The sequence below is a fragment of the Streptomyces sp. NPDC018000 genome (genome assembly GCF_044328025.1).
Classification (GTDB): Bacteria; Actinomycetota; Actinomycetes; order Streptomycetales; family Streptomycetaceae; genus Streptomyces.
In genome coordinates this window covers 521,529-536,020 of record NZ_JBIRGM010000004.1, presented here as the reverse complement: position 1 = coordinate 536,020, position 14,492 = coordinate 521,529, and the positions used below count along the sequence as shown (strand labels likewise).

General features: G+C 72.7%; 9 protein-coding genes. 6 read left to right on the top strand and 3 right to left on the bottom strand.

Going from position 1 to position 14,492, the window contains the following annotated elements; all coding sequences use genetic code 11:
- The first annotated feature begins 52 nt into the window (after positions 1–52).
- Genes ACH4EW_RS13975 through ACH4EW_RS13955 form a run of 5 tightly spaced genes read left to right on the top strand, consistent with a single transcriptional unit; the run spans position 53 to position 9,092 of the window.
- Positions 53–1,627, top strand: coding sequence for an Hsp70 family protein (locus tag ACH4EW_RS13975; RefSeq protein ID WP_398255787.1), 1,575 nt, complete (start codon positions 53–55; stop codon positions 1,625–1,627).
- Positions 1,628–1,654: 27 nt separating this feature from the next.
- Complete coding sequence (locus ACH4EW_RS13970; RefSeq protein ID WP_398255785.1) at positions 1,655–4,297, top strand: hypothetical protein; 2,643 nt, start codon at positions 1,655–1,657, stop codon at positions 4,295–4,297.
- 2 nt (positions 4,298–4,299) lie between these two features.
- Positions 4,300–5,385: an ATP-binding protein gene (locus tag ACH4EW_RS13965; protein WP_398256069.1), complete on the top strand. Its 1,086-nt coding sequence runs from the start codon at positions 4,300–4,302 to the stop codon at positions 5,383–5,385.
- A 5-nt stretch (positions 5,386–5,390) separates the two neighbouring features.
- Complete coding sequence (locus ACH4EW_RS13960; RefSeq protein ID WP_398255782.1) at positions 5,391–6,833, top strand: hypothetical protein; 1,443 nt, start codon at positions 5,391–5,393, stop codon at positions 6,831–6,833.
- A 3-nt stretch (positions 6,834–6,836) separates the two neighbouring features.
- Positions 6,837–9,092: a hypothetical protein gene (locus ACH4EW_RS13955; protein ID WP_398255779.1), complete on the top strand. Its 2,256-nt coding sequence runs from the start codon at positions 6,837–6,839 to the stop codon at positions 9,090–9,092.
- Between the two features lie 4 nt (positions 9,093–9,096).
- Here ACH4EW_RS13955 and ACH4EW_RS13950 read toward each other — a convergent pair whose 3' ends face one another.
- Both ACH4EW_RS13950 and ACH4EW_RS13945 read right to left on the bottom strand, forming a co-directional pair.
- Complete coding sequence (locus ACH4EW_RS13950; RefSeq protein WP_398255776.1) at positions 9,097–11,706, bottom strand: NACHT domain-containing protein; 2,610 nt, start codon at positions 11,704–11,706, stop codon at positions 9,097–9,099.
- Between the two features lie 35 nt (positions 11,707–11,741).
- On the bottom strand, positions 11,742–12,662 hold the full coding sequence (locus ACH4EW_RS13945) for a hypothetical protein (RefSeq protein ID WP_398255773.1): 921 nt from the start codon (positions 12,660–12,662) through the stop codon (positions 11,742–11,744).
- A gap of 125 nt (positions 12,663–12,787) precedes the next feature.
- Between ACH4EW_RS13945 and ACH4EW_RS13940 the strand changes: the two genes are divergently transcribed.
- Positions 12,788–13,666: a PaaX family transcriptional regulator C-terminal domain-containing protein gene (locus ACH4EW_RS13940; RefSeq protein WP_398255771.1), complete on the top strand. Its 879-nt coding sequence runs from the start codon at positions 12,788–12,790 to the stop codon at positions 13,664–13,666.
- 22 nt (positions 13,667–13,688) lie between these two features.
- On the opposite strand, the gene ACH4EW_RS13935 is transcribed toward ACH4EW_RS13940, so the two are convergent.
- Positions 13,689–14,465, bottom strand: a complete 777-nt coding sequence (locus ACH4EW_RS13935) for a VOC family protein (protein ID WP_398255768.1) — start codon at positions 14,463–14,465, stop codon at positions 13,689–13,691.
- Positions 14,466–14,492: the final 27 nt, after the last annotated feature.

The following is a 14,492-nucleotide window of genomic DNA, read 5'->3' as shown; positions in this document are numbered from 1 at the left end:
ACAACAGACAAGGCGGGCGTCACGCGCGGCCGTCTCGGTGGCAGGAGACCGTATGGCCGTATACGGCATCGACCTGGGGACCACGTACTCGTGCGTCGCACGGATCGACGACGTCGGCAGGCCGACCGTGCTGCGCAACCTCGAAGGGGCGGACACCACGCCGTCCGTCGTCTACTTCGAGAGCGCCGACAGCGTCGTCGTGGGGCAGAGCGCCAAGGACGCCACCGTCCTGGACCCCGAGCACGTCGTGCAGCTCATCAAGCGGGACATGGGCGATGTGGTGCCGCGCGAGTTCCACGGCCGCACCTACACACCCGAGGAGATCTCCGCTCGCATCCTGCGCAAACTCGTCGAGGACGCGAAGGCCGCCGGTGGCGACGAGGCGTGCGACGTGGTGATCAGCGTGCCCGCCTACTTCGGGCTCGCCGAGCGGGACGCCACCCGCAAGGCCGGCGAGATCGCCGGACTGCGCGTCCTCGACGTGGTCGCCGAACCCATCGCGGCCGCGCTCGACTACGGGGCCGTGGAAGGGGGCGAGGAGCGCGGGGACCGGGCCATTCTCGTGTACGACCTGGGCGGCGGCACCTTCGACACCACCGTGCTCACCCTGCGCGGGCGCGAGCTGACCGTGCTGTGCACGGACGGCGCGAAGGAGCTGGGCGGCAGCGACTTCGACGACCGTATCGTCATGCACTTGGTGGAACGATTCCGCGAGCGCTTCCCGGACGTCGGCGACCCGCTGATCGACCCCCAGTCCGAGACGCAGCTGCGCAAGGACGCCGAGGAGGCGAAGAAGGCACTGTCCTTCCGCGAGCGCTACACCGTCCGCGTCATGCACCAGGGCAGGGTCGAACCGGTGGAGCTGACCCGGGGGCTGATCGAAGAACTGACCCGCGACCTGCTCGACCGCACCGTCGACATCACCCGCCGCACCGTCGAACTGGCCGCGGAGCGGGGCGTATCGACCTTCGACGATGTGCTGCTCGTCGGCGGCGCCACCAAGATGCCTGCCGTCGCCGCCGCCCTGCGCACCCAGTTCGGCTTCGAGCCCAGGCTGCACAACCCGGACCTCGCGGTGGCCCGCGGCGCCGCGCTCTACGCCGTCGACCGAGCCACGTACATCCTCTCCAGCGGCGAACTCCCTGCCGAACAAGCACCGGACGTGCCGGAGACCGGCCTCACCCACCGCCCGTACAAAATTTCCACCGTCGCCTCGCGCGGTTATGGCATCACGGTCACGGACATCGACACCGGCCGGGAGTACGTCACCCACCTCGTGCATGCCAACGACATCCTGCCGGCGTCGGTGACCGACGACTTCTACACCCTTCGCGACGGCCAGCGGCAGGTCCGGATCCAGGTGATGGAACAGGCGGGCGCGGTGGAATCGGAAGAGCCGGCGCACAACACCACGGTCGCGCAAGGGGCATTGAAGATCCCGCCGGACAAACCCGCGCGCTGGCCCTTCCAGTGCGTCTTCACGCTCGACACCTCCGGGCTCCTCACGGCCGTCGCCACCGAGCGCGAGACCGGCGAGCAGATCGAGATCTCCGTTCAGATCGGAGGGCTGTCCCAGGAGGCGGTCGACGAGGCGCGGGTCGCGATGAACCGCCAGCGGATCGGCTGACCGAGGGGAGGGTGGGGGCACAAGACCGTGGCCTTCGACGAGTTGCGCTACCGGCGCGAGGTGCTCGACGCCGGTCTGCCCGTGACCGAGGACCTTCGCGCACGCTACCAGTTGCCGCAGCACCTCGACGGGCCCGCGGTTGCCGAGGCGGTCGCCGCGGTCCGCGCCTGCTGGCGCCGCAGCCGGTCGCGGCTCAAGTACCGTGCGGTCATCGAGCAGTTGGAAGCCGGGCACCTCATTCACCGGCCGTTGTTGGACGCTGCCGCCGCCGGGGATCCGGGACGATTGCGGGCGGCCCTTGAAGCGCACGGCCGGCGCACCGAATCCGAGCGGGTCCGGCTGCGCGCGGCCCTCGAGGAGGCCGCGGGCGGGCTCGGCATGATCGCCGAGAGCACGGTCGCGGAGATTGCCACCGCCCACCACGTCCGCGAGGACGGGGTATGGGACCTGCTGCCGGCCCTGGGGCTGCGCATCGCCGAGCCCGACCCGCTGCCGTGGTCGGTGCCGCACCCGGCGTACGAACGCTGCGCCGGCCACCTGGAGGTGCTGGGGCTGCGGCACCTCGGCGACTTTCTCGCGACGAGCACGCCCGGCGGGCGGACCGAGCAGCCCGTACGCGTCTTCGACGCGCCCCCGGCCGACCTGCCGATCGTCGAGGCGGGGGCGCGCCGCTGGGGTCGGCTGCCGCACGGCGCCGCGCACACCGCGGCCCAGGCCGTGACCGCCGCCGTACGTGGCGTGCTGACCGAGCAGGGCCCGGAGGGACTCGCCCGGATCCTGCTCCATGAACTGGCGGTGCCGCTGCGGAAGCGGTGTGCCGCCCGTGCGACCCCGGCCACGCTCCTCGCGTACGCGGTGGGAGAGCTGTCCGTCGCCGAGGACGACGCGCGGCGACTGGTGTTCGCGGTGCTGCACGAGGCAGCCGGGGACCCTGTGTCGGAGCGGCTGCGCCGCCTGGCCGCGGACGGGCGGCTCGTCGAGGCGGCGGCCGTGGCGGACCGGGTGCCGCCGGACTCGCTCGCCGAGGACGTGTGCGCGCTGGTCGAGCATCTGCGCGGGAAGCTCGCCGAGGCGCGCGGCGTGGTGGACCGTGCGCGCCGACTGCCGCCGGACGAGGCGGACCGGGCCTGGGACCTGCTGGAACTGGCGGAGGTGGCAGTCCGCGATCTGCCGGGAATCGACGCCGTGCGCCGCGGCCTCGCGATCCAACCGGTGTCCGGCCTCACCGCGACCCCGGACGGCGCGGGCGTCACCGTCCGGTGGCGGCCCTCGCCGTCCACGGCGGGCGAGCCCGAGTATGTTCTGCTGCGCACCGAGTGGCGGCCGCCGCGCCGCGCAGCCGAGGGCACGGTGCTGCCGCTGGCGTCGCCGCTTGCCACCTCGTACCTGGACGGCTCGCCCCCGGCCTGCGTCCCGCTGTACTACGCGGTCGCCGTACGCCGGGCCGCCGAACCCGGCAGCGCGCCCTCGCCGCTCGTGGTGCTCGGGCCCATCGTGTACCGGCCCGAGGTCACCGGCGCCCACCTGCGCCCCGGGGACCGTCGGATCAGCGCCGACTGGACCTGCCCGGACCGGGCCCGGTCCGTCGAGGTCGTCCGCACCGCGCCGGACGGCGAGGAGGCGCGGGTCGCCGCCCGCCGCGACGGCTTCACGGACGGCGGGCTCGTCAATGGGGCGACGTACCGCTACCGCATCCGCGTCGTCTACCGCACCGACGGCGGACTGCCCGTGCGCACGGAGGGCGTCCGGCACACCGCCACGCCGCTCGCGCCGCCCGAGCCGGTCACCGACCTGGACATCCGCCTCGTCGACGGCTGCCTCCTCGCGCGCCTCGACCCGCCGCCCGGCGGCGAGGTGCGCCTGTACGGCTTCGACGACGTGCCCCCGTGGCCGGCCGGCACCCGACTGCGCACGGCGGAGCTTCCCGGGCATCCGATCGTGGCGCAACCCGCCCCGGAAGGGCTGCGGTTCGCGCCGCCGGGCCGGCCCACCATGGTGCTCGCGGTCACTGTCGCCGGGGAACGTGCCGTCATAGGAGCACACGCCGCGGCCGCCGGGCCGGCCCTCGGCACGCCCATGCTCACCCGGCACGGCGGCACGGGCGTAGCCGTCGTCTTCGACTGGCCGCCGGACAGCGGCGACGAGGTCGAGGTCACCTGGCGGACCGCCGGCGGGGCAGGCGAGCAGCGGCGCGCCGTCACCCGCACCGCATACCGGCACGAGGCGGGCGTACGGCTGCCCATCGCGGACGGCGCCGGGATGGAAGTGGAGGTGCGGCCGATCGCCGTGCTCGGCGGGCTGCCCGCATACGGTCCGCCGAGCACGGCGGTACTGCCACCGCGCGCCGACGTCGACTATCGGCTGGAACGGCGCGGCCTGCCCGGACGCCGCACGGTCACCGCCGTGTTCACGGCGCGTACCACCGTACGAGCCGAGCGGCTGCTGCTCGTGCGGTCGCGCGGCCCGGTCTGGCCACTGGAGCCCGCCGACGGAGACGTCCTCGCGGAAGCCACCGACGTGACGCTCGGCCCGGGGCAGGACGTGAGGCTCTCGGCGCGCCTGGCCCGCGGCCAGGGCGGCCGGCTGCGCTGCTTCGCCGTCGGCGAGGCGCTTGTGCTGCGCGACCCGCCGCAGCACACGCTCAAGGTCACGCAGAGGGAGTGGACGTGAGAATGCCGTGGCGCCGCACCTGGGTGTGCCCGCACTGCTTCCGGAGCATCTCCCGAACGCGGATCGCGTACGTCTGCGTGAGCGGCGCCGCCGCCTGCGCCGACGACCGGGGCCTCGCGTCCGCCGCTCCCCGGGCCGGTTCGGCGGTCTGCGGCACCTGCGGCCGCACCACCACCCGCCTGCGCTGCACCGCCTGCGCGGGCCGGCTGCCGGAGGGCTATCTGCGCACCCCCGGAAAGCTGGTGGCGCTCGCCGGACCGGTCAGCTCGGGCAAGAGCACCTACATCGGCGTCCTCGTGCACGAACTGCTGCACCGCCTCGGCGCCGAGCTCGACGCCGCGCTGCTGCCCTGCGACGACGACACGATGGCCGACTACCACGAACGGTACGAACGGCACCTGTACGAGGAGCAGCACACCGTCCCCAAGACCGCCGAGCACGACGCCGGCCGACCCCTTGTGCACCGCCTCAGCCGCACCCGGCGGGGCCGTTTCGGACGCGCCCGCAAGCGAGTGCTGACCCTGGTCTTCCTCGACACCGCGGGCGAGCACTTCACCTCGCGCGACCGCATCGAGACACAGCTGCGCTACTTCGCCGCGGCCGACGCCGTCGTCGTGCTCGTCGACCCGCAGGACCTGCCCGGCGCACCTGTGAAGAACGGCGACGGGGTGCCGGGCCGATCGGGCGAAGTGCTCGCCCGGGTACTGGGCCACCTCGGCGGCGGCCGGAAGGTGACCGTGCCGGTCGCGGTCGCCCTCACCAAGGCCGATCTCCTGTGGCCGCACCTGCCGGGCAACTCCCCGCTGCACAGCACCCGCCGCCCCGGACCCGTCTTCGACGCCGACGACCGAGCCGCCGTCCATGCCGAGCTGCAGGCCCTGCTGCGGCGCTGGCAGGAACACCAACTCGACGCGCGGCTGGACCAGTTCTGCACCGACTACCAGCTGTTCGCGCTGTCCACGCTCGGTACAGCGCCCCGGCACGGCGGCGGCCTCGGACTCGGCGGCATCGTACGCCCGCACCGGGTGGAGGACCCCCTGATGTGGCTGTTGCACCGCTTCGGAGCCCTCGACCGGGGACGGGGGTGACGCGTATGGCAGGACAGGCGCACTACACGTCCGCTCCGCCCTCGGCCGACGCACGCCACGGCGGCTTCCGCTTCACCGCCGTCTCCCCGGCGGCCCGCCCCGCACTCGACGTCCTGCGCCCGCTGACCGGGTACGCCCGGTCTCCGGGCGCGGACCGACACCGGAATTTCCCCGTGGCCTTCGCCTACGACCGACCGGGCGACGACGTGGCCGTGCTGACCCGCACCCGCTTCACCGGACAGGACTACACCGGCCGCTGGGGCAACCACTTCTGCCACGCCTTGTACATCACCCCCGGCGACCTGGCCGGTCTGCGCCCCGTCGAGCTGTGGGACACACCTCACTGGGCAGCGACGCCGGCGCCCGACGACGGCCATGACCTGCCCGACCTCACCCAACTCGTCCCCGGCAGCGCCGTCGGACCTGACCGCGTGGGCCGCTTGCTGGCCGGCGCCGGTGCCCCCGGCATCCGCCTTCTGGAGCGGCTGCTCACCGCGGCCCTGCGGGCGCTGGCCGGCGAGGGCCCCGGCGCCACTCTGGTCTCCGACGACCCGGACCGGGTCGTCGACTGGATCGCCGCCGTCTCCTACACCCTGCCCACCGGCCTGGCCGCCCGGCTGACGTTCACGACGTACACCGCGCGGCCGGAGGACGACCACCGCCATCTGACCGGGACACGGCCGGAGACCGGGGAGCGGGCACCGGGTCCGGTGTTCCACCTCGACCGACTGGCCGGGGACGGCTGTCCGGAGCCCAGCCCGACGGCCCGGTTCCTCGCGGATGCGTGGGGGAGCGGGCGCCTCGACATCGTGGACGCGGTCGCAGAGCTGTGGGACGCGGGCCCCGCAGTCGGCGTCGGGGCGGGCGTACGGCGGCTGCGGACCGGGTGCGCGCTGCTCGCGCCGGACGGCGATGCGGGGGCCTTGGGCGGGGAGGGCCCCCGGCTCGTGGGCTTCGTACGTGCTGTTACGGAGCTGCGGCCGCAGGAGGCAGGCCTGGCGCCCGAGCGTCTGCGGGACGCCGCCGCGCGACATCTCGCCGACGCGACGGCACCCCTTGGCGACGTACGGGCCGCGCTCGCTTCGCTGCCCGAGCCGTACCGGCGGTCCGTCCTTGCCGGGCTGCTCGCCGCCCTCGAAGCCTCCGCCGAACTGCGGACCGCAGCCCTGGACGCGCAGGCGTGCGCCGTTCTGGCATCCCTCGCGGACGAAGCACCGCACGTGCTCGCCGCCGCCCCCGGCACCGCACTGCATGTGCTGCGCCGGGCACCCGGGGAGCCGCGGCCGGCCGCGCTGCGGATCCTGCGGCTGTTCCGGCAGGGGCTGTGGGAGGAGACGGAGACCTACGAGGCCCTGCGCGAACTGGTGCAGGCCGAGGAACCGGAGCCGCAGTCGGAGCGGGCGCCACGGCTGCTGTGGCGACGCGGGCCGGCCCGGGAGAAGGAGTGAGCCGTGGCGAACCCCGTGATTCTGCTCCTGGCGATCGCGCTCATGGTCGTCCTGACCGTCGGTCACGGGGTCCTCGTCACCCTGCCCAAGCTGGTGTGGACACAACTCCACACCGTCTGGCGGACCTTCGGCCGGCCCGTACACACCCCACCCGACCCGCACGGAGAGCCGGCCATCCCCTCCTACCTCCGCGTCACCGCCCCGCGTGACCTGCGCGCGACCTGGTGGGACGGACTCGAGCAGCACGAACGTCTGATGGGCGACGCCGAGCGGTTCATGGCCGGCCGGGTGAGCGACACGTTCCGCCGGTCGCAGCAGGGCGGGACCGGTGGGCGGGGCTGCCTGATGATCTTCCTGCGCCCGGCTTTCCTGCTCACGGCCGTCGCCGTCGTGCTGACCGCGACTGCGCTCAGCATCCTTCCGCTGCTGTTCGCGCTGCTGACGTGGGCGCTGTGCTGTGCACTGTGGACCCTGTGGTGGGCGGTGGGGGCGGCGGTCGCGCGGACGGGGCGCGCGCTACGCCGCGGGCCGGCGCCGTGCCCGTACACGGGCTGCGGGCGCACCATCGACCGCCCGGTCAGGCTGTGCCCGACGTGCCGGGCCCGGCACCGGCAGCTGGTTCCCAACCGGTACGGCGCCCTTTACCACCGCTGCCGCTGCGGCGCCCGCCTGCCTGCCATCGTCGGTGTGCGCCGCCTGGACGCGTGCTGTCCGCACTGCGGGAAGGTGCTGCCCGCCGGATACGAACGGGCGCGTGTCGTGGTGCTCGTCGGGGGCTCGGGCGCGCAGCGCGGGGGAGTGCACCGGCAGGGGCTGGCCGAGTTGGGCGCCACGCCAGGGACCGAGCCGCCGCTCGTGCGCACGGACGGGAAGCCCGTCCTGTGGTACGACCCGCCTGGTGACGCGTACGGCAGTCAGGAGTCGGTGGCCGCGCTGGACGTTCTGCGCCGGGCCCACGGGCTGCTGCTGGTGGTGGACGACCCTGCCGTGCACAGCGATGCCGTGCACGCCGTCACCCGGGTCCTGCACGTCCTTGCCGCTTTGCCCGCGCGCCGCCGTCCGCACCGTCTCGCGCTGCTGTACACCCGAGCCGTACGGGGCGACGACACCGCCGTGCGCGCGCAGCTGGATGCGGCCGATGGCGGCCATCTGCTGCGCGCGCTCGACGCCACGAGCACCCCGTTGCGCTGCATCCCTGCCTCGGCTCTCGCGGGGACGCTGTGGTGGCTTGCCGGTACGACGGGTACCGCGGGCTCCGGGGAGAGCATGGCGCCCCCGCCCGTGCACCGACCCGAGAACACCACGTTCCGCTTCCCCCGGCACCGCGCCGCCCGCCACACCTTTCTGCTCACCCACCTCGCCGGGTACCTGGTCGTACCGCTCGCCCTGGCTCTCCTGCAGGCAGGTGTGCTGCCGCCGGCCTCCTTCTTCGGTCTGCCCGGCACGTACGACAAATGGCGGCATCCGCTGGCCGGTTCGGTCCGCCAGGTCGACCTCACCGCGGCCGCCACCCGGGACTGGCCGAAGTTCAGCGCCAGTTACTCGGCGCCGGGACATCCGCCGTCCGCCGCTCTGCCGGGCCACGCGGGCTACTGGTCGGTCAAGGGATCCCCGCAGAAGGGCAACTGGCTGAGGATGGACTTCGGGATGCCGCTGCCGCTGAGCGAGGTGTCGGTGGACTTCGACCCGGACAGCGTCAAGTCGCTGTTCGTGCTGGAAGTCGACGTGGAGGGCCAGGTCGGTGTCCGCACCGTCGACTTCCGGGGCAGGCACCCTCACGAGCAGAAGGTAGGTACCTACTTGAAGAAGACGTACGGCTACGACTTCCCCGTCCCGGACACCGTCGACTCCGTCCGCATCGGCCTGGGCTCCGGGCCCGACGAGGACAGCGGCGAGGAACAGCAGCTCCGGCTGCGCGAGTTCAACATCCGCTGGACCAGCTCCGACGCCCTGCGCCTGCACCCGGCGGACGGCGGCGGGCTCGCCGTGGAGAACGCCACCGCACGGGACCTCGCCATCACCGTACGTCCGCCCCTGCTGCCCGCGGGCTGGCACGCCACCCCCGTCGGACGCCCGCCCCGGGTACTGGGGGCGCACGACACGTACGAGGCGCGCTGGCGGATCACGGCTCCCAAGGGGGCCACGGGCCGCGGCACCCCCATCGCCTACGCCGTCGACATCACCGAGGACGACCGGACCGTCACGGCACGCTGCCTGGCCCTCCTCACGGCCTCCGCGGACGTCGAGCCGCTCTGCTGAGAGCTCAGCGGCCACCGGACGACGATGTCCACCGGGGCCCCGCGAAGCCGGCCAGAGCCGCGGCGAGTTGGGGATCCGTCCGCGACGAGAGGCCGAGCGGCAGGACGTAGAACCAACCCTCGCCCATGCGGGAGCGGCGCGGCGGGCGCGGGGCGCCGGCGAGCAGCCGCACCTGCAGCGCGTAGAAGCGCGCGTCCCGGCCCTGCACGATCGCACGGCGCACGGTGATCTCCTCGACGTGCCGCCACTCGTAGGAGTGTCGTCTGCGCCCGATCACGGAGGTGACGCCGTCCCGGGTCAGCTCCAGTTCCAGCCGCTGCCGCGGCATGAGGAACCCGGCCACGGTGATCACGGCGCCGACGAAGGGCCAGAAGAGCAGTATCAGCCAGGCGGCCGGGTCCTGCCACTGTCCGGACACGCTGAGCCGAACGATGAAGAAGCCCATGAGCGGGCCGAGCACAGCCCAGTGGGCCAGCGGAAGCCTTCGCGACCGGCCGCAGAGGCGGTAGTGGTCGGCGGTGTGTTCCACCGTGAAGTGACGGGAGTCCGCGAGCGCGGGGAGGGGGGCCGGCTCGGGGCTGGGCGCAGTCGTTCGCCGTTCCTGGGCGCGCCGCCCCGCCAGATGGTCCTGGAGCCTGCGGTTACGGAAGCGGTAGGTGCCGCCCGAGAGCTGCAGCAGGCCCGCCGTGCGTGCGTCCTTGAGGAACGTCATCAGCGACCAGGGCACCCGGCCCGTCGCCGCGAGGGAGCATCTGGCCAGCGTCCAGCGACTCCACGGACTGAGCAGCACCAGCATGGCCGAGGCGCCTGCCCAGCTGCCGATCGCCGCCTCCCAGCCGCCGCTCCCGCCGTTGAGCCGGGAGAACGCACCCGAGCCGGCCCCGATCAGCGGGGCCACCAGCGTCAGCGTCGTGATGAGCGCACTCTGCTCGCCGCGCAGGAGTTCGTCGGGAGTGGCGGCGTCCACGGTGTCGGCGGGAGCCGCGTACACGATCATCAGCAGGACGGGTAGTACGCCGCCGATGGACAGCCACACCAGGGTGGGGTCCGGCGTCACGAAGACGTACATGGCGAGAAGGAGGACGACGAGGGCGGGACCGCCCGCGAGCGCCGCGAGACGGACCTGCGGGCCCACTCGCGCGTGCCGGTCGAGGGAGCGCAGGGCCCGGATGAACAGCAGCGGATTCGCACTGCGCCGAGGCTCGGCCAGCCGCTGACCGAACCAGGAGGCGGTCACGGTCCGCGCGATGGCCGCGAAGGAGACCCCGACCACCACTTCGGACGTGACCCTGAGGTCGCCCAGCAGGGAGTTCTCGGCATAGCCGGACCTGCCCGCCTTGATGACCAGGGAGAGCAGGATGCCGGTCGCGAGCAGCGCGGGCAGGGCGAGCAGCCGGGGCAGTGGTGCCGTGTACAGCCGCCACCAGGCCAGTTCGGACTCCTCACGACGGTTCAGCAGCAGCGCCAGGTGCGAAAGCCAGGCTTCGGCCCGTTCGGCGTCCCAGGCGCGGGGCGGGTGCAGCCGGCTGGGGTTCGGGGGCTGCGGCGGAAACGCGGCGGGAACGATCCGGTCGAGCAGGTGTGCCTCGACGGCATCCCGGGTCGGAAACCGCCCGCGGTCCGTCAACTCCCTTGGATCCGCCGGATGCTGCTCGTACGACCGGCGTACCAGCCACACCATCAGCGGACTGCTCAAGGCCCAGGCGACCGGCGCGGAGGGTTCCTTCTGGAGGGTCTCCAGCAGACGCGCCCAGGCGGCGGCACGGGCCGGAGGCCGGGCCCTGTGGAGGTAGTTCGCCACCTCGTCGGGGCGCAGCGGCAACGACTCGATCACCGTGGCGTGCCGCAGACCCTTGCCTTCCTGGTCGAGGTCGGCGTACTCGGCCGTGCGGGAGACCAGTACTACGTCCCCTTCGCCGCCGAGGCCGGCGTTGAGTGCGTCAAGGACCTCGGCGCGGCGATGCCCGGGCAGTTCGTCGAGGCCGTCGAGGACGGGCAGCACCCGCCGCTCGAGGACGAGCCGACGGGCCGGGTGGACGCCGTCCACGGGCGGCAGACCGGGGTGGTCCTGGCGCAGCCGGTCCACCAGCCACTCGGTGAGCGACTGCCGCCGGGTGTCCCAGGACTCGAGCGACAGCACGAGCGGGATCGGTACGTCGTCCTCGCCCTGCGTGAGCCGGCGTGCGAGGAGTTCGAGGGTGAGCAGGACGGAGAGCACGGTCTTGCCGGACCCGGCGGTGCCCAGCACGACCAGCCGCCGTCGGGGCCGGAGCCTGAGGAAGGTCCCGGCGATGGTGTCGGTCCCGGAGCCCGCGGGCACGTACTCTCCGGCGGAGGCCACTTGTCGGCTGGGCGTCCAGCGCACGGGCAGCGGCTCGGGATCGGTCATGTCCCAGGCGTCGGCCTCGGCCCGCCACCGGTACAGGAGACTGCGTGTCAGCCTCCGCTCGGCCGCGGCCAGCGGAGCGTCGTCATCGGGCGGCGGGGGCTCCACGCGCAGGGTCAGATTGAGATCACCTTCGAGGATCCCGATCTGGATCAGATACTCGGCCGTGCAGTCGACCGCGGTGTTGGTGATGTGCGGCCCATCGCCGGAGCCCGTCTGCCTCGCCATGTACGTCCGCCCCCGTCGTCCGTGAGTTGCCCGGTTCAGGATTCCGTCGGGTCCCTGTGAAGGCGTACCGTGCCGAGGATCTTCATGATCGTCGAGTCCGGCAGCTCGTCCTTCACGCCCGTGGCGCCGTAAAGGCTCCATGCGACGAAGCCGCCCGCGGAGTTCTTGAAGGCGAACGTGATGGCCTTGCCGTCGCTCGCACATCTGCCCTTCTGGGGCGTGTTCCTGGACCGGGCCCAGGCGATGCTGCCCTTGAGACCGGACTTGGCCGTGTACGGCTTCGCCGTCTTGTCGTAGACGATGCTCTTCGTGTCCGGCTGCGTGTAACCGCCGTACACCCACCGGTCCACCTGGCTCAAGGCGGCATCGCCGGTGCTGTCGGCGCCCTTGGCCCCCTTGGTGCCCGCCGCCACCAGCGCGGTGCCTTCCATGCGCCCGTCCTTGTCGTCGTCGGACACGCACCAGTTCTCCCGGAGGACTGCCGGTGCGCCCATGATGATGATCAACTTGCCCCAGTTGCCGGGGTCGCTGTAGTCGACCTTGCTGTCCTCGAAGCCGATCAGCAGGTCCGGCTCCTTGACGTCCCAGTCCGGCGGCACGTCGAAGGCCGTGCCCCACTCCGGGTTGATGACGACCTTCCAGCCCGGGACGGTCGGCCTCTCGGTCTCGCTGCCGCGCGGGTCGTCGGATGCCGGCGCCGTCGCGCTCTTCGAGGCACTGGCCGGCGCCTTCGTGTTCCTGCTGCCGCCGTTGGCGTTGTCGTCCTTGTCGCCACCCAGGAGCAGGGGGCCGGTGAGGCCCACGGCTACGACCACGGCTGTGGCCGCAGTGACTGCGACGACCTTTGCCCGGTGCCCGCCGCCCCCGCCGCTGGGCGGTTGCGGCCCCCTCGGCTGCTGGTGGGGGTTCTGGCTGTGAAGGTTCTGCTCGCCCTCGGGCGGCTGTCCTAACCACATGGTCAGTAACCATAGCCCCGGGCTTTCCTGAGGGGAGCCCTCCGGCAGGTGATCGAGAAAGCAAGGGGACCTGGGGCAGGGCGACCGCCCCTCGGGCGTCCGGTGCGGATGCTTAGGATGACGCTGTGAACACGGTGAGCGGAGAAGCGGCCGCGTCCGGATCGGGCCCGCTGGGCAAGGTGCAGCCGAGGCAGCTGATCGTGACGGTCTACGGGCTGTACGCGCGCGACACCCATGGCTGGATGTCCGTGGCCTCGCTGATCCAGCTGCTCGCCGACCTCGGCGTCGAGGGGCCGACCGTACGGTCCTCGGTCTCCCGGCTGAAGCGCGCCGGACTGCTCGAAGCCGAATCGGTCTCCGGAGCTGCCGGATACCGGATCTCACCCGAGACCGAGCGGATTCTGCGCGACGGCGATCCGCGGATCTTCGCGGCCCGGCGGGCCACCGTGGACGAGGGCTGGGTGCTGGTCGTCTTCTCGGTGCCCGAGTCCGAACGCGCCAAACGGCACACCCTGCGCACCCAGCTCACCCGGCTCGGCTTCGGTTCCGTGTCTGCCGGGGTGTGGATCGCACCGGGACATGTGCACGACGAGGCGGAGGACATGCTGGCCCGGCACGGGCTGCGCTCGTACGCCGACCTCTTCCGGGCCGACTATCTGTCGGTGGGCGCAGACAAGGACGGGAGCGGGGACCTTGCGGCAAAGGTGCGCTCCTGGTGGGACACCGTCCGGCTGCAGCAGCTGTACGTCGATTTCCTCGCGGTGCACCGTCCGGTGGCCGAGCGGATCGCGAGTGGAAGTCCGGTGACGGACCGCGAGGCGTTCACCACGTACATCAGGGTCCTCACCGATTGGCGTCGGCTCGTTTACCTCGACCCCGGTGTCGCGCGAGAACTGCTGCCGGCCGAGTGGAGCGGAACCGAGGCGTCCGAGCTCTTCGACGAGCTGCACGCCCGGCTGGCCCGCCCCGCCCATCGACATGTCGAACGGGTCAGGACCGAGTGACCCACTCCGGCAACCCGGCGGCTCAGCGAGCGGCCGACCGTACGATCGTGAACACCGCGCCCTCCGGGTCCGCCACGGTCGCCAACCGGCCGCTCGACCCGTCCCGGGCGGGCTGCAGGATGTATCCGCCGAGATCCACCACGCGGTGCGCGGCCTCGTCGGTGTCGGTGACCTCGAAGTACGTCATCCAGTGCGGGCCCCGGTCGCGTGGCAGGGCGTGGCCCACGCCGTGCAGCGAGGCCACCGGACGGCCGTTCAGATGCAGGGTCTGGTAGTCGAAGTCGGCCGAGACGACCGCTTCCGGCTCGTACCCGAAAACCGTCTGGTAGAACTTGCAGACCGCCGAGGTCTCGCTGGTCACCAGCTCGTTCCAGACCGGTGTGCCGTGGGCTCCCGCGAGCGCCGTACCGATGTGCGCGGCGGCCTGCCAGATTCCGAAGACCGCGCCGCTGGGGTCGGAGGCGATGGCGAGCCGGCCCGCCTCGCCCGCGTCAAGCGGTCCGACGGCGACCGTGCCGCCGCAGGAGCGGATCATCTCCGCCGTGACATCGGCGTCGGCGGTGGCCAGGTAGGTCGTCCAGGCGACCGGTAGATGGCGGTCGGGCGGCAGCTGTCCGATGCCCGCGACCACTTTCCCGTCGATCAGTGCGCGGACGTACGGACCCAACTGGTCCGGGCCGGGCACGAACTCCCAGCCGAACAGATCGGCGTAGAAGTCCTCGGTCGTGCTCAGGCCGTGCACGATCAGACTCACCCAGCATGGTGTTCCGGGCGTGCGCCGAGCGGCAGCCTCGGTCATCGTCACTCTCTCCTCGGACCATCGTGG

Bases quoted from the DNA above. Each gene is read 5' to 3' on its own strand.
- ACH4EW_RS13975 (WP_398255787.1), top strand. From the start codon at position 53: ATGGCCGTATACGGCATCGACCTGGGGACCACGTACTCGTGCGTCGCA.
- ACH4EW_RS13965 (WP_398256069.1), top strand. From the start codon at position 4,300: ATGCCGTGGCGCCGCACCTGGGTGTGCCCGCACTGCTTCCGGAGCATC.
- ACH4EW_RS13960 (WP_398255782.1), top strand. From the start codon at position 5,391: ATGGCAGGACAGGCGCACTACACGTCCGCTCCGCCCTCGGCCGACGCA.
- ACH4EW_RS13950 (WP_398255776.1), bottom strand. From the start codon at position 11,706: ATGGCGAGGCAGACGGGCTCCGGCGATGGGCCGCACATCACCAACACC.
- ACH4EW_RS13945 (WP_398255773.1), bottom strand. From the start codon at position 12,662: ATGTGGTTAGGACAGCCGCCCGAGGGCGAGCAGAACCTTCACAGCCAG.
- ACH4EW_RS13935 (WP_398255768.1), bottom strand. From the start codon at position 14,465: ATGACCGAGGCTGCCGCTCGGCGCACGCCCGGAACACCATGCTGGGTG.